Source organism: Staphylococcus auricularis (assembly GCF_001500315.1).
Taxonomy (GTDB): domain Bacteria; phylum Bacillota; class Bacilli; order Staphylococcales; family Staphylococcaceae; genus Staphylococcus; species Staphylococcus auricularis.
In genome coordinates, this window is sequence record NZ_LLER01000012.1 from 14,632 (window position 1) to 29,504 (window position 14,873).

General features: G+C 36.0%; 16 protein-coding genes. 2 read left to right on the plus strand and 14 right to left on the minus strand.

The genetic code is table 11. The features are described from left to right. Position 1: 1 nt before the first annotated feature. The 4 genes from APS80_RS07520 to xdrA form a co-directional block, all read right to left on the minus strand. Entirely contained in the window at positions 2-1,186 is a 1,185-nt protein-coding gene (locus tag APS80_RS07520) for a metallophosphoesterase family protein (RefSeq protein ID WP_059107669.1), read from the minus strand. 200 nt (positions 1,187-1,386) lie between these two features. Continuing rightward, a complete protein-coding gene (locus APS80_RS07525; RefSeq protein WP_059107670.1) occupies positions 1,387-1,731 on the minus strand; it encodes a YlbF/YmcA family competence regulator in 345 nt (114 codons plus the stop codon). Positions 1,732-1,798: 67 nt separating this feature from the next. Beyond that, entirely contained in the window at positions 1,799-2,929 is a 1,131-nt protein-coding gene (locus APS80_RS07530; protein ID WP_059107671.1) for a DUF445 domain-containing protein, read from the minus strand. A gap of 350 nt (positions 2,930-3,279) precedes the next feature. Further along, positions 3,280-3,744, minus strand: coding sequence for an XRE family transcriptional regulator XdrA (xdrA, locus tag APS80_RS07535; protein WP_059107672.1), 465 nt, complete (start codon positions 3,742-3,744; stop codon positions 3,280-3,282). A gap of 539 nt (positions 3,745-4,283) precedes the next feature. Here xdrA and APS80_RS07540 point away from each other — a divergent pair. Further along, positions 4,284-4,862: an ATP-dependent Clp protease proteolytic subunit gene (locus tag APS80_RS07540; protein WP_059107673.1), complete on the plus strand. Its 579-nt coding sequence runs from the start codon at positions 4,284-4,286 to the stop codon at positions 4,860-4,862. Positions 4,863-4,940: 78 nt separating this feature from the next. Here APS80_RS07540 and APS80_RS07545 read toward each other — a convergent pair whose 3' ends face one another. The 3 genes from APS80_RS07545 to APS80_RS07555 all read right to left on the minus strand — a co-directional run bounded on the left by APS80_RS07545 (position 4,941) and on the right by APS80_RS07555 (position 7,677). Next, the gene (locus tag APS80_RS07545; protein ID WP_142381998.1) at positions 4,941-5,204 is read right to left on the minus strand and encodes a hypothetical protein; all 264 of its coding nucleotides are present in this window, start codon (positions 5,202-5,204) and stop codon (positions 4,941-4,943) included. Positions 5,205-5,244: 40 nt separating this feature from the next. After that, positions 5,245-6,222 carry a hypothetical protein gene (locus APS80_RS07550; RefSeq protein ID WP_059107675.1) on the minus strand — a complete coding sequence of 326 codons (978 nt, stop codon included), beginning with the start codon at positions 6,220-6,222 and terminating at the stop codon, positions 5,245-5,247. 153 nt (positions 6,223-6,375) lie between these two features. Beyond that, positions 6,376-7,677: a dicarboxylate/amino acid:cation symporter gene (locus tag APS80_RS07555; RefSeq protein WP_059107676.1), complete on the minus strand. Its 1,302-nt coding sequence runs from the start codon at positions 7,675-7,677 to the stop codon at positions 6,376-6,378. Positions 7,678-7,934: 257 nt separating this feature from the next. Between APS80_RS07555 and APS80_RS07560 the strand changes: the two genes are divergently transcribed. Then, positions 7,935-8,771, plus strand: a complete 837-nt coding sequence (locus tag APS80_RS07560; RefSeq protein ID WP_059107677.1) for an RluA family pseudouridine synthase — start codon at positions 7,935-7,937, stop codon at positions 8,769-8,771. Between the two features lie 87 nt (positions 8,772-8,858). On the opposite strand, the gene fumC is transcribed toward APS80_RS07560, so the two are convergent. The 7 genes from fumC to APS80_RS07595 all read right to left on the minus strand — a co-directional run bounded on the left by fumC (position 8,859) and on the right by APS80_RS07595 (position 14,753). After that, positions 8,859-10,244 carry a class II fumarate hydratase gene (gene fumC, locus APS80_RS07565; protein WP_059107678.1) on the minus strand — a complete coding sequence of 462 codons (1,386 nt, stop codon included), beginning with the start codon at positions 10,242-10,244 and terminating at the stop codon, positions 8,859-8,861. A gap of 146 nt (positions 10,245-10,390) precedes the next feature. Then, positions 10,391-10,798, minus strand: coding sequence for a hypothetical protein (locus APS80_RS07570; RefSeq protein WP_059107679.1), 408 nt, complete (start codon positions 10,796-10,798; stop codon positions 10,391-10,393). 165 nt (positions 10,799-10,963) lie between these two features. After that, positions 10,964-11,143, minus strand: a complete 180-nt coding sequence (locus tag APS80_RS07575; RefSeq protein ID WP_059107680.1) for an SAS053 family DNA gyrase inhibitor — start codon at positions 11,141-11,143, stop codon at positions 10,964-10,966. Between the two features lie 25 nt (positions 11,144-11,168). Beyond that, entirely contained in the window at positions 11,169-11,768 is a 600-nt protein-coding gene (locus APS80_RS07580) for a sugar phosphate isomerase family (RefSeq protein ID WP_059107681.1), read from the minus strand. A gap of 177 nt (positions 11,769-11,945) precedes the next feature. Then, on the minus strand, positions 11,946-12,416 hold the full coding sequence (gene trmL / locus APS80_RS07585; protein WP_059107682.1) for a tRNA (uridine(34)/cytosine(34)/5-carboxymethylaminomethyluridine(34)-2'-O)-methyltransferase TrmL: 471 nt from the start codon (positions 12,414-12,416) through the stop codon (positions 11,946-11,948). Beyond that, a complete protein-coding gene (gene queG, locus APS80_RS07590; RefSeq protein WP_059107683.1) occupies positions 12,416-13,546 on the minus strand; it encodes a tRNA epoxyqueuosine(34) reductase QueG in 1,131 nt (376 codons plus the stop codon). The genes trmL and queG overlap by 1 nt, the downstream gene beginning before the upstream one ends. A 148-nt stretch (positions 13,547-13,694) precedes the next feature. Beyond that, positions 13,695-14,753 (minus strand): PTS sugar transporter subunit IIC, encoded by a 1,059-nt coding sequence (locus APS80_RS07595; protein WP_059107684.1) that lies wholly within the window; start codon positions 14,751-14,753, stop codon positions 13,695-13,697. Positions 14,754-14,873: the final 120 nt, after the last annotated feature.

Below are 14,873 nucleotides of genomic sequence, written 5' to 3' on the forward strand. Positions count from 1 at the left end.
TTTAATCCTCCTTCGCATCCGTTTGTAATAAGTTTTCTGCGTGTTCAATGAGCGCTTTCCGGTCAAACGATTGATAATCATCTAAGTACTTAGAAGCTTTCGGGTTTAGGTACAAGTCACTGACTGCTTGATCAAAAACACTACTATCTTGAATGAGATCTTCAGAGAATTCATTTACCAGTGAAGGCTGATCCGCATATTTGTATTGAATAAATAAATCTTCAATAAAGATGAAATCATGTTCATTTTCTTCATAATCGCGAATCATCTCTCTAACTTGAGTGAGATCTTGTTCAGGCATAGGTTCGTCTGAATTAATCACAACAGTAAGTTGATAAAAGGCTTTACCTTGTGGGCGAACTCGATCTTTGAAGGCTTGTATCGCTTCATATAAGCCATGTTTAGAAGTCTTATCTGTTTCTATCGTTGCTTTATCAAAGCGGATATATTGCGTAGGTTTAAATTGAACGTTGAGGTTTAACGCATCACCTTCAACTAGCAAGCAACCTTTTTCTCCTGTTTCATTGAAATGACGCCCTTGAATATTACCTGCATAATGGATCTGTGGCATCGTGCTTAATTGTTGTCGCTCATGAATATGTCCTAACGCCCAGTAGTGATAGAGTTTACTATTTAAATCCTCAAGGCGAAATTCAGTATAACGATTTTTAGCAGCTGATTTGCTATAAGTTCCATGCAATATACCGATATGTATACCTTCTTGACCTTGACTCGAAGGATAGGCATCGATTTTATTTTCGTAACTCGCATCTTGTTGGTAGCTAAAACCGTGTAAATAAATCGTTTCACCACGTCGAGTAATCGTTTGGTATGTTTCCACATTTTGAGAAAACACTGAGACGTTGTTTGGCCATTCTGTTGCAACGCTCCGAGTGAGTGGATCATGGTTACCGTGACAGATATATACGAAAATTTGTTCTTTTTCTAAGCGTTCAAACTGTTCCTTTAAAAAGACTTCAGCTCTCAACGTGCGATTTTCTTTATCAAATAAATCTCCTGAAATAATGACAAAGTCTACCTCTTCATTTAGCGCGATATCTATGATGTTTTTAAAGCTTTCGTAAGCACTTTGTTGTATATCCTCAAATATTGAGCGGCTGAGATGGCTTCTAGATTTAAAAGGACTATCTAGATGTAAATCCGCACAATGTATAAATTTCACCATATGTAAATCTCCTTTATGCGATGGTCATCGAACGTCGCTTAAGATTTCAATTCCCCTGATTCAGTCATAAAATAGGATTTTTTATCTTATTCGTCTTGTACATTTTACCATAATGAACGAGCACCCGTCGATAAAACAAAAAAGCTACAACATGTCTAAAAAGACACATTGTAGCTTCAAAACATTACGCTTACTTAAAATTAGTCAGCGTAAATTTCATCTAAAGGTTTAACGATGATTTGGTTGATTTCTTGGAAAGTTTGACTCATTTTTTGTTCTGCAGTCATTAAATCAGCAATGTTTGAATCTTTTTCGATTTGTTGTGCTTGTTCTTGCGCTTTTTGTAATTCATCTTCGCTGATTTCTTCACCTTGCATTTGTTTTTGTTGGAAGTTCATTTGAGTTTCACGGAAATCATCAAATAATTTTTTTGATTCGTCGTTTTCTTTAACTTTAGCATAAGCTTCTTTGATTGCTTTATATTCTTCACTTTCTCTTAAAGCTTGTTCTAATTGATTTGCATAATCATGTAAATTTACTGCCATGTTTGCTCACTCCTTGTATAAATGTATGTTTTACCATAACGATAATACCATAACACAAAATAATGTTTTAGACAAAAATAGCAATGATACCTTGGAGCATTCCAATGATACCTCCTAAAATAAAGCCTAATAACATGATCAGTTTTAACTCTTTATTTGCGATCTCAATTATTAATCGTTCAATATAGTCTAAATCAAATGTATTAATCTGTGCTTCTATCATACCTCTTAAATCAATTTCTTTCATAATAGATGACAGTTGTTTAGAAATATTGTTGATTAGTAGGTCAGTCACGTGAACAGACACTTTGTCTTCTAAGAATGTGATAAATTGCGGCATTAGCTCATTCAACGGTTGATGCGTATAGCGATCTAGGTTTAAATAATTCATGATTAACGGCGTTACAGATGAACGAATAGTTGAAAATTGTTCAGTTGAAATGATTTCACCGAGTGATTTTGATTTTAATGTCGCATATTCATTTTGGATGATTTGTTCTGCAATCTCTTGGGCTCTTGGATGATGTGTCAATCTGATCAATTCTTGTCTAATACGATCCGCAATACTTTCTTTCGTCATAAACATTTGAAGCATGCCGATAATTTTCCCTTTTTCTTGGAAAAATGATTCCAACATATGGTAAATGTCGCGTTCCCCTTTTTCAGATTCAAGGTAAACGCGTGCACGTTCGAATAATAACGGTGTCGCTTGATCAACATAATGACTGATGTACTGTTCTAACGCTTCAGGTAAAATAGTTTCAAGCGATTCCTGTTGATGATTGTCGTAAAAATCATTTAATTTACGCTCAATCCATGTCGTTATTTGTTGATTGGCAACGTCTGCTAGATCGATATCCAAAGCATCAGCGATCGATTGTAATGTGACATCATCATGTTTTAATTTTTCGATTTGTGACACGATCAGTTGATGTATTTTAGCTCTCGTTTCCGGCGCATTCAACTTAGAATGAATGAGCGATTCAGTTAATAAATGATCCTCTATGACTTGCCCTATTTTCGTCGCTATTTCTTCTCGTCGCTTAGGAATCAATCCCGGCGTAAATGGTATTCTTTTATTGAAAATATAGTAAGGTTTAAATGGATGAAACAACATCCTAACGGCAATCATGTTGGTTACGCCACCTATGATCGCACCGATTACAACCATTACAATAATAATGATAAGCGCATGCATGACGGTATATCCTTTCTTTAATTAACTTCAATACATTACCATATTATAAATGATAGCTGTGCACAAGTCGCAGTAAAAAGTGTTCGAATCGTTGATTTTCTTAGATGATAAAAAAGGAGCAAGATTAAAATCTAAATGAAATCTTAGACTTTAAAATCTTACTCCTCCGTATGTTTATATCTGGGTTAATCTATCTAGCCAGCATTTCCTGCGACTATTTATGTTCCTACACGTTAATACAAACTCAACTTTTTATGTAGCTATAAACAGCTCAAAAAGTGATTAAATCATTATTTTAAAAGCTTTACTTGTGATCTATAAATAATGACCCTTCTATCACTGAGGCATGATTATACGTGTAATAATTCTTCTTTTGAAATTCTATTAAAGTAAGTTTCAGCTTCTCTTAATTTTGATGTACCAAAGATGGGTTGTTTATCTTCATCAAGTACACGATAAATTTCGCTTACTTTATTACTTTGTAAAATATAACCATTACGGCTTTCTACAGTATTCCAATAAATATCACTTGTAGTTGGATGATTTGGATAAGCACAGTGACTGCGAGAAATCGTTTGTACCATTTCTAGGGGATCACAACCAAACGTGCTGTTTAATACATCTGAATCTCTGAATAATGCACAAATAGAAACACATGTAGTCCAGTTAGGTAATACACGTTCTTTCTCAATTTGTACTAGTGTTTTCTTTGAAAGGCCGATAGTTTGCGCCATTGTGTCTTGTGTATAACCGGCTTCTATACGGACCATTTTAAATTTTGTCTGAATTAAATCTGTAAAACTCTGTCTATCCATTTACTCAATCTACCTTTCCATTATAAATATGTTCATACGACACAAGAAATTGCAATAATACACATTTCTTGAAACACAAATTACATCTTAATACAAATTAATAAAAATTAAAAGGGTGAAACGCAATTTTGAAGTTAATTTATTAAAGGCACAATTGTCAAAATAATTAAAATGATTACGCGTCAATTTTTATGTAAGATGTAAATTCAAAACATAAGGTGCATTTCTTTTTATTAGTATTACTTTTACTCTTTTAAGTTAAAATCACTAGTATTTATTATACCGTATTTCGCTCATTTTTCCATACTCAAGCTCACTAAAAAAGAAGATTTTTCTACAAATCTAACAGTTCTTTTACAATTCTGTTTTTTCTATTGTCAAAACGCTTTGAGCGCACACAGTTAAAGGTATCGCCTATCATTTATATATTGATACACTTCTCTGCCAAGCTCAGTTATTTGTCGGTATGTATTAATTCTTGGATAAATGTTTTCGCATATTATACAATTGGATTAAAACGTTTATCAGGAGGATTATGAATGACTGAAAAAGAACAAAAAGCATCAGAAAATAGCTCAGAATATTTAACTCAGAAAATGTTAGAAACACGCACTGTATTAATCAGTGGTGAAATCAATGACGAATTAGCTAGAGATGTAGTCAATAAATTATTATTATTAGAAGCAACAAGCGATGAACCAATCAATATCTTCCTTTCAACTCAAGGTGGTCATGTCGATTCAGGCTTCTACATCAGAGATATGATCAACTTCATCAAACCAAAAGTCAATATCATTGGTTCAGGTTGGGTTGTAAGCGCAGGTATTTTCATTTTCTTATCTGGTGATAAAGATAGAAGATACAGCTTACCAAATACACGTTTCATGATGCACCAACCAAGTGGCGGTGTTCAAGGTCAATCTACAGAAATCGAAATCACTGCTAAAGAAATTGTTAGAACAAGAAAACGCATCAATGAAATTATTGCGGAAGAAACAGGCCAAGACTTGGAAAAAGTTGAAAAAGATACGAACCGTGACTACTGGTTAAACGCTGAAGAAGCAAAAGAATACGGTATTGTTAATCAAATCATTAGTTCTAGAGACGAAATTAAATAATATATTGAGAAAGACGGCAATGTCATGCACATTGCCGTCTTTTTTATATTTATCGTCAGATTTGCGTTTTCAAACGATTTATTCATCTTTTTTTAATTTTACACCGTCAATATATAGATTATCGTCTTTGACTTGAATTTTATACTTGTCGTCATCCGTATTGACTTTGACAGTTAATTCATCATCGTCGACATCTACAATTTCTCCTTCTACAACTAGACCACCTACATTAGCAGTGAGATCATCACCGTCTATTTTTACGACTACTCCTTCTTTATCATTAGTCCATTTACCTTGCGCCTTATCTTGAGCATTACCACACGCTGTTAATAGCACAGTCATACTAATTATTACCCCAAAAAATAATGTTCTTTTCATATGCTTATTTTTCCTCTCCATCTACTTCATTCACATAGTCATCATCAGGTTGGTCAAAATCAACTTCTTTTGTTTTATCACCAACCGTAGTCACAAAGAATTGATTGTCATCAGCTAACCCAGCGAAACGGCTATCTTTAATCTCCACAGGGAACAGTAGCTCTTCAAAATCTAAAAAATGATCTTCAATTTCTTTTATATCGTCTTCATAATGTGCTATGGCATTCTCAGTTGTGTCGCTAAAACGATATCCCGTGACATAGAGTTTTTCATTATCTGTATGGTTTCCTGATCCATCTGTTTTTACAGCGATTTTTAAATCTCGATACTCAGGTTCTTTATATTTTGTCTTTTTCAATTCACGTTTTTGATCTTCTAGTGCTTTACTTTCTTTTTCATTTTCTTTAAGGTCTTCTTTAATACTACTTTCAAGGTCTTTTAAGTCTGATTCTTCTTGACTAATATAACGCTCTAGCTCGTCTGGTGTACTGTCAAAAACACCTAATTCATCCTTTTCTTCTTTTTCCTTAGCCTCTTCCAAATCTTTCTTCAACTGTTTAATATCGTCTTTTTGTTCATCTATTTCTTTTTGCTCTGCTGTGCCATCGAGTCCGTCTAAAAGATTATCAACCTTTTCTAATTCACTCTCTTTTGTTTTATCAAAATAAAGCTTATCTTGTTTACTCGCGAGTTCTTCGATTTCATCGATATCTTTATCTACGACATCAAGAATCTTTAGATCTTTGTATGTGTAATATACTTTCACTTTGCCATCTTCAGTAAAGATGATTCGGTCAACAGTAGCATCTTTATTAAACGGTGTATCTTCTTCGGTACTCGCAACAAAACTCACACGCTCACCTTTTTCAGTTTTTAAAATCTCCCCAATTTTAACGACATCCTTCTCAGATGCGTCTGTGCCACATGCTGATAAAAGAAGTGCTGTAGAAGCTGCAAGTATTCCTAATGTTGTCTTTTTCATAATCATCCGCCCTTATTTGTTAGTTTACACAATATTATCACAATTTAAATGAATTGTGTCGCTCTATATTAAATTTTACTAAACGCTTTAATTTCAAAATAAAAACCACCTATCTCACTAAGATGTGAAATAAGTAGTTTCTAACTCAAATGATTAAGCGTTCGCATTTTGCTTAGGCAAAGCACGTTTATTTAATTTTCTTTGTTCTGATTCTGAAACAATTAAGGCACATGCGGCGTCACCGGTAATATTGACTGACGTTCTCGTCATATCAAGTAAGCGGTCAATACCTAAGATAATACCAATAGCGGCAGCATTTAAACCAACTGCATTCAGAACCATTGCGAGCATTATTAAACCAACGCCTGGTACACCTGCCGTACCAATCGATGCTACGACTGCAATTACAACGACCGTGATCAACTGACCTAATGAAAGATCTACACCAGAGATTTGAGCGATGAAGATCGTCGCAACTCCTTGCATGATCGCCGTTCCATCCATATTGATCGTTGCTCCAAGTGGTTGAATAAAGCTGGCAATTTCAGGTCTTACACCCATCTTTTTGGTACAGTTCATAGATACTGGTAACGTCGCTGTAGAACTCGACGTACTGAAACCAACCGTGATAGCTGGCATAAACGCTTTAAAGAAATTCATCGGACTGTATTTGCCGAGTAATTTTACTGCTGAACCATAAACTACAAAGAAATGCACTGCTAGCGCAAGTAAGACGATAAAGAAATACATTCCTAGCTGCTTAATTGCTCCGAAACCTGCGCCTGTAAATGCGTGTGCAACAAGCACAAATGTCCCTATTGGTGCGAACACATTCATTATCATCGTGATGATATACATCAGGACTTCATTAGTCTGTAAGAAAAACCTGTTCACGACTTCGGCTTTGGACCCTACCATAATTAAGCCCACACCGATAAAGATCGCAAATGTGATAATCTGTAACATGTTGCCTTCTGTCATTGCTTGAATTGGATTTTTAGGAAATAGATTAATTAACGTTTGATCGAATGTTTGGTTTGCTGCAGAATCTTCTGCACTATTTTGTTCCTTTAATGTTTGTTCGTATTTATTCACATCTTCACTCTTTAACAAATCAGAATGTCCAGCACCTGGTTTAAAGAGTAAAGCGAGTGCGATACCGATTGTAATCGCTAGCGCCGTTGTTGATAAGAAGAACGTTAGCGCTTTGAGTCCAATACCACCGAGTAATTTAGGATCACCTACACCCACTACGCCGAGTACGATTGAGACGAAGACCACTGGTACCACAAGCATGAAAATTAAGTTTAAAAATATTTGACCAATCACATTAAAAATATATTGATCTGTCCAACCCACAATGTTTGATTGCGCATAAATATTACAAATTGAACCCACAGTAATACCTAACACTAATGCTATAACGATTTTGAGTGATAAATTTTTCGTTTTCATAAGCATCCCCCTTTTCAGTGTATTAGCTATATTATACTTTAAGCGGGGGCTTTAGGGAATAAAAATTTTAAGTTGTAACAATGTCAACTCATAAATATTTTATACTTTAGCATGAATACTGGGTTTCTATACTCATTTTCATATAAAAGCCGTGAAGAGTAACTTCCATTGACTGAAAATATGAGCTTATCTCCTCCTCGTATCGTTTAAAGGTGCTTTATGTTATGATAATGAAGACAAAATGAGGAGCGAGATGCATGAAATTTCAAGTACCAGAACAATACAATGACATGACGTTACGTGAGATTTTTCAACACGTGAAGTTACCGAAAAAAGATTTACACCAATTAAATATGTCAAAAGACATTACGGTTAATGGCGAACAAGCCCCTTTAACAGCTACTGTTGCTCAAGGAGACGATGTTTTCATACCTACAGGCGATGAGACTAGCAATTATAAACCGAGCTATCGTTATGCAGAAATATATTATGAAGATGACGATTTAGCGATTGCTATGAAACCTAAAGGTGTGAAAACACATCCGAACGATTTAATGGAAAGCAACACGTTAATGAATCATTTAATCTACACCTTAGATAGCGATTATGTAGAACCGATTCACCGTCTAGACCAAGAAACCGTTGGCCTTGTAATTGTTGCTAAAAATCCGATTATGAAGAAATTATTAGACAGAATGTTAGAAAATAATGAGATCAATCGTATTTATCGTGCACAAGTTAACAGCCTATTGCCAATCAAACCGCAAACCATAGATATGCCAATTGGGAAGGACAAATTCCATCCTAATAAACGACGCATTTCATCTACCGGCCAACGTGCAATCACACATATTTTAAGCTCTAAAATGTTAGAAGAAAATGTGTGTGAACTTGAACTTAAGCTCGATACAGGCCGCACACATCAAATCCGTGTGCATTTAGCTGAGATGGGCCATCCTGTTATAGGCGATCCACTGTACGGAGATTCTACATTGAGACAATTAAAATTAAACAGCTATAAAGTAGAACTCACACATCCCTTAACGTTATCTCAAATCTCTGTCAGCATTGATGATGAACCCAATACCAAATAAGCCAACGTACGTAAAAAACGGTTGAAACCGCTGTGCTTCGTCATAACAAACACAGTGCGTTCCAACCGCTTCTTTTTATTTTATATTTTATTTAGGATCTACCATATCTTCTGGTTTAATCCATTGTTCAAATTGTTCTTCTGTTACATAGCCACTTTCAATCGCCGCATCTTTTAATGTTAATCCTTCACGGTGTGCTTTTTTCGCAATTTGTGCCGCTTTTTCATATCCAATATGTGGATTTAAAGCCGTCACAAGCATAAGAGATTGATTTAAATAATTATCGATATTTTCTTCAATCGGTTCAATTCCGACCGCACAGTTATTGTTAAAGGTTTCCATGCCATCCGCGAGTAAATAAATTGATTGAAGTGTATTGTTCAATATCACCGGTTTATAGACGTTCAATTCGAAGTTACCTTGTGAGCTCGCAATACCGACAGCAGCATCGTTACCCATAACTTGAACGGCTACCATAGTTAACATTTCACACTGTGTAGGATTAACTTTACCAGGCATAATAGAAGATCCGGGCTCATTTTCAGGAATCGCAAGTTCGGCTAAACCAGCACGAGGACCTGAAGCTAACCAACGCACATCGTTCGCAATCTTCATCAAGTCGCCTGCTAATGCTTTTAACGTACCATGAAGCTGAACGACTTCGTCATGCGCTGTTAATGCATGGAATTTATTCTCAGATGAAACAAATGGATAGCCTGTATGGTCTGCTATATGTCTAGCTACTTTATCACCAAATTCTGGATGTGCATTGATACCGGTACCTACAGCTGTACCACCAATTGCTAAGTTTAAAATATGTGCTTTAGATTCAGATAGTAGCGTCTCACATTTATCTAACATGTAACGCCAGCCACTGATTTCTTGACCTAAACGGATCGGTGTAGCATCTTGTAAATGCGTACGGCCAATTTTAATAATGTCATGATACTGTTGTTCTTTATCTTTAAATGTATCTCTTAATTTTTTAAGTGCAGGTTCAAGTTTGTGCGCTACTTCATGATACAATGCCACGTGCATCGCAGTTGGGAAAGCATCATTCGAACTTTGTGATTTATTAACATCATCATTCGGATGAATCTGTTCATCACTACCATGTTCTTTTAAGTATTCGTTGGCAACATAGCTCACTACTTCGTTAACGTTCATGTTACTTTGAGTACCGCTTCCTGTTTGCCATACCACGAGTGGAAAATGCTCATCTAATTCTTGGTTTAAAATTTTATCACATGCGTATACAATCGCATCTTTCTTCGCTTCAGAAAGTTTATCTAATTCAAAGTTAGATAAAGCAGCTGCACGTTTTAATTCTGCAAAGCCGTATACAACTTCAATCGGCATACGTTCTTTACCTACTGGAAAATTACGTTTACTACGCTCAGTTTGTGCGCCCCAGTATTTATCAGCGGGTACTTCAATCTCTCCAAATGTATCATGTTCAATTCTTACTGACATGGCTCTGTTCTCCCCTTTTCGTTGAGTTATTCATAGTATAGCATGTATTATTTTAAACGAGCAATGTGAAAGAGAGCGTTTTCATTTCACATATAAAAAGTGGCAGATAGCATCCAAACTATCTACCACATTAAATTCGTTATTGGTTAAACTTCTGTGCGATGATCATATTTTTGATGTAACACTTGAATGACCGCAATCGCAGAAAAGATGAATAATACTGTGCCGATAATTAATAATAGTGGATTCAAGTCCACCAATGCCCCTAATACACCTGGTAAGCTATTGTAAAAATCATCTAATCCAAACATAAATACGACGGTTGCTAAAATAAAGCAAATAACTGCGATAATCACGCCACGTGTATTACTTCTGACATAAACCATCGGATCGACATCGTCTACTAATCCTTTAGATAAATTCATCTGCATATCAATCACTTTAAATATCAATAGAAAATATAATGACCCGAGTGCCATAAAAAATCCTTTGATAGACAGTAAATTAACAATGACAGAAGCTGTGATAATTAATTTCCAGTGTTTCGTTAACATTGCAAAATACCTCATTTTTTATCTCATTTATTCTATCTTAACATAAGTTGAAATAGATATGCGTTTTGAGTGATGTTCCGACATATATGACACAACATTTGCGATATACAATGTACTAAAAAACTCTCTACGCTATAGGCGAATAGCGAGAGAGCTTTTGACTGTTTATTCTTCTAAATCTGAACGCACGTCTGCATCATGAGATTTATTTAATTTATCTTCGTCATTTTCTTCAGAGATTTGTTCCATTTCTTTACCGAGTTCTACGACATCATCATAACCTTCAACCATGTCATTTTCAGGTTCTTTTTCGTCGTTGAAATCGTGATGGTTTGTTTCAGTCACGACGGTCACCTCTTTTTCTCAAGAATTATGCAAAGCGAGCAGTGAAATAATTTCTAACATCTTCAGGTAAGCCAGCAGCAGCCGCTTCGTCTAGGACAACATTGACCATGCGGTGTGTTTTTAAATCTGCAGGTTCAAAGTTTGTACTACTATTTTCTTCGTATAATTTTTTGACAGCATCTGCTTTTTCACTACCAGTGATAATAAGGAAGATTTCTCTAGCAGGAAGTAACGCATGTTCGATACTTACTTCTAAATCACCTTTACGGTCCATTGTCACAACTTGAGTAATCAGTTTACCTTTGTTGTCTTTCGTTTTCATATGTTCTTTAATGTAAGGTTCAGCTTCTTGTTCAAATGCGGGTGTATAAATTTGACCTTCTGGTACACCTAATGCTTCGTAATATGTTTTATTAGCATCATAGTCTAAGATATTGATTTGACTGAAATCAACCGCATGTTTATCTACATCGATTTTTAATTGATCTAAGACAGGTGCTTCTTCTTTGGCCAAATGCACGCCGGCAATTGTCGTTGGATTATTATTAAACTGTTTACGTAAAATATCTGCCGCGTAAACTGCCACAGCCTCACGATCAGGTAATACTTTAAAATTCATTGCCATTATTATTACACTCCTATTCTATTTGCTCATGTTACCAGTCTATGACCTTGACTACGTAATTACCCGTCATCTATTCATCATAAACGTATACGCCGATAAGCCGTTGTATTAACGAGATATCTATACATCTTCCATTATACATGGTTCCGCTTCATCTTTCATATGCTTTATCGCCGTTTATTTTAAATTAGGAAAGTCTTGTTGTCTTAAAGCTTCATAGATTAGTAAAGAAGCTGTATTCGCAAGGTTTAAGGATCTGATATTATCATTCATTGGAATACGCATCGCTGTTTCGCTGTATTTTTCTTTAATCCAATCTGGAAGACCAGTTGTTTCACGGCCGAAAATAAAGTAATGTTCTTCATCTGTGTTTGAAAAATCATAATCTGAATAGGTATGTGATCCAAATTTGGTTAATAAATAATATTTTCCAGAGGTTTGTTCAAAGAAAGATTCTACGTCTTCATAATATGTAATGTTCACGCTGTGCCAGTAATCTAGTCCTGCGCGTTTTAACATCTTATCATCTGTGCTAAAGCCAAGGGGTTTAATCAGATGTAGATGCGTATCAGTTCCTGCACAGGTACGTGCAATAGAACCTGTATTCCCAGGTATTTGTGGTTGATATAATACAATGTGATTCGTCATTAACTTTCTCTCCCCATTTCAAGTCCTTTTATCATTTCCGCTTGTACTTCTTCAATTTCATCGTCATAATGCGCTTCGATAAACGGGCGCGCATCTTCACCCTGTATTTGACCAATAGCCCAATAAGCAGTGCCTCTAATCATCGGTCTCGGATCATTTAACGCAACATCTTCTAAATCAGGTATTGCCGTCTCCTCTTTAAAATGCGCCAGAGCGATGATTGCGTTACGTTGGATTGGTTTTTTACCTCTCCATGCACCTGCTAAATGTCCATATGTATTTTTAAACTCTTTATTAGACATTTTCAATAAAGGTACGAGTCTTGGTTTTAATACTTCAGGTTCTAATACAATATCGTCATGTTGTGTGTTGATGCCGCGATTACGTGGACACACTTGCTGACACGTATCACAACCATATAGTCGATTCCCTATTTTATAGCGATAACGATCTTCTAAATAGCCTTTCGTCTGAGTTAAAAAGCTGATACATTTTTGACTGTTGAGCTGACCATTACCAACGAGTGCCCCTGTTGGACAACGATCGACACAAATCGTACAGTCTCCACAACTATCTAGTAAAGGGTCATCCGGTTCAAAAGGAATACTGACCAACATTTCACCGAGGTAAGTCCATGTGCCTAAATCTGGGTTGATCACAAAACCATTGCGCCCGACGTAGCCTAAACCAGCACGCTCAGCTACAGAGCGATCAGATAACGCACCGGTATCTACCATTGATTTAATCTCTACATCTTCGACTCGACTACGTAAATAATCTGCCAGTTTATCGAGCCGTGTACGCATAATCGTGTGATAGTCTTGCCCCCATGAAGCACGAGCAAACATCCCACGTCGATCACCACGAACACTCTTAGGTGCACCTTTCATCTTGTTGGGGTATCCGACAGCAATTGCAATGATTGAACGCGCAGTCGGTAGTGAGAGTTTCGGTTCTGTACGTAAATTGATATCGTCTTCTTCAAATCCAGACGCATAGCCTTTCGCATGATAGTCTACTAATTTTTGCTTTAATTCATCAAAAGGGTCTGCAGTAGTAAAACCAATACTATCGATGCCAATAGAGTGAGCATATTCAATTACATCTTGCTTTAATTGTTTTAAATCCATGACCTTACCCCCAAAAACATACATATTACAGTGTAACATATTCGAACATATCATCGTTTGGAATTTGTTTTAGAGTGTTATGTTGAAAATATGTGATTCAACGTAAAAAATCCGATGAACTTAGATGTTCACCGGACCGCATTTGACGTTATTGTTTTGGTAATTCGAATCTGTAGATTTCATCTGAATAACCTTTGATGAATTTTTTACATAATAGGTGCACAATAAATGCACATGTAAATGGAATAACAAAGAATGCAAAGGCTAAGATAATAATGTTTGTTGTTGGATCCCCACCCATGCGGTTATACGCATTGATAGGACCAACTAAGCCTGTATAACCAAATCCTGCTGACATCGGTGTCCCTTGAATGTTCGCAAGATAAGCGACAATACCACCGATAATACCATTAATCGTTAATGGTACTGCAATGATTAAGTTTTTGAAATACACAGGGATCATCATTTTCGCTGCACCAATTAACAGCACGATATTTACACCCGCTGCATTCACACGTAATGAACCGAATAGGAAAGTCACACATGCGGCAACGATACCAAGGTTAGCAGCACCACTACCGAGACCAGATAAACCGATTGCGGTTGCGATTGCTACAACTGAGATTGGTGTCACCATTAATAATGAATAAGCAACACAGATTAAGATCGACATGAGTAACGGATTAAGCTCTGTAAATGAATTGATGATACCACCTAATCCTTGAGTCACTTTTGCTATGTAAGGTAACGTAATGAGACCAATACCACCGCTTACGATAGGAATTAAAACAGGTAAAATGATCATTTCTAATGAACCGAGTTTATTTTGTAATATGTAAAATAGTAAGCAAGCGATAATTACGACAAGTATAACGTTTATAATGTCTCCAATTCCCTTTAACTGAACGGCACCATCTTTAAATTGTAGTGCACCTGAACCCAACATGGCCGATACACCAATCATCGTCGCCCCTGCACCACTAAACTTAAATTGATGGGCAGCTAACACACCGATGATAAATGCCATAAATGATTGGATAATCACAACTAATTGATAAATGATTTCTAAAAACTGATTGCCATCTTTAAAAAACTTTAAAAACTCACCTAATAAGGCGTTTGGTAACAAAGCAATGACGACCCCTGCCCCTACAGCATTGAGGACATTCATCAAGAACTGCTTTGTGGTTATCTGTTCTTTAACCATGATAATCACACCTCCAAAAACGATATTAGATATATAGTATTACAACTTACTTATAAATTCAACATCATAATTAGATAATCACACTGAAGCAATTCAATTCTAGGATTAATATGTAGATAT

Bases quoted from the DNA above. Each gene is read 5' to 3' on its own strand.
- APS80_RS07520 (WP_059107669.1), bottom strand. From the start codon at position 1,186: ATGGTGAAATTTATACATTGTGCGGATTTACATCTAGATAGTCCTTTT.
- APS80_RS07525 (WP_059107670.1), bottom strand. From the start codon at position 1,731: ATGGCAGTAAATTTACATGATTATGCAAATCAATTAGAACAAGCTTTA.
- APS80_RS07530 (WP_059107671.1), bottom strand. From the start codon at position 2,929: ATGCATGCGCTTATCATTATTATTGTAATGGTTGTAATCGGTGCGATC.
- xdrA (WP_059107672.1), bottom strand. From the start codon at position 3,744: ATGGATAGACAGAGTTTTACAGATTTAATTCAGACAAAATTTAAAATG.
- APS80_RS07540 (WP_059107673.1), top strand. From the start codon at position 4,284: ATGACTGAAAAAGAACAAAAAGCATCAGAAAATAGCTCAGAATATTTA.
- APS80_RS07545 (WP_142381998.1), bottom strand. From the start codon at position 5,204: ATGACTGTGCTATTAACAGCGTGTGGTAATGCTCAAGATAAGGCGCAA.
- APS80_RS07550 (WP_059107675.1), bottom strand. From the start codon at position 6,222: ATGAAAAAGACAACATTAGGAATACTTGCAGCTTCTACAGCACTTCTT.
- APS80_RS07555 (WP_059107676.1), bottom strand. From the start codon at position 7,677: ATGAAAACGAAAAATTTATCACTCAAAATCGTTATAGCATTAGTGTTA.
- APS80_RS07560 (WP_059107677.1), top strand. From the start codon at position 7,935: ATGAAATTTCAAGTACCAGAACAATACAATGACATGACGTTACGTGAG.
- fumC (WP_059107678.1), bottom strand. From the start codon at position 10,244: ATGTCAGTAAGAATTGAACATGATACATTTGGAGAGATTGAAGTACCC.
- APS80_RS07570 (WP_059107679.1), bottom strand. From the start codon at position 10,798: ATGTTAACGAAACACTGGAAATTAATTATCACAGCTTCTGTCATTGTT.
- APS80_RS07580 (WP_059107681.1), bottom strand. From the start codon at position 11,768: ATGGCAATGAATTTTAAAGTATTACCTGATCGTGAGGCTGTGGCAGTT.
- trmL (WP_059107682.1), bottom strand. From the start codon at position 12,416: ATGACGAATCACATTGTATTATATCAACCACAAATACCTGGGAATACA.
- queG (WP_059107683.1), bottom strand. From the start codon at position 13,546: ATGGATTTAAAACAATTAAAGCAAGATGTAATTGAATATGCTCACTCT.
- APS80_RS07595 (WP_059107684.1), bottom strand. From the start codon at position 14,753: ATGGTTAAAGAACAGATAACCACAAAGCAGTTCTTGATGAATGTCCTC.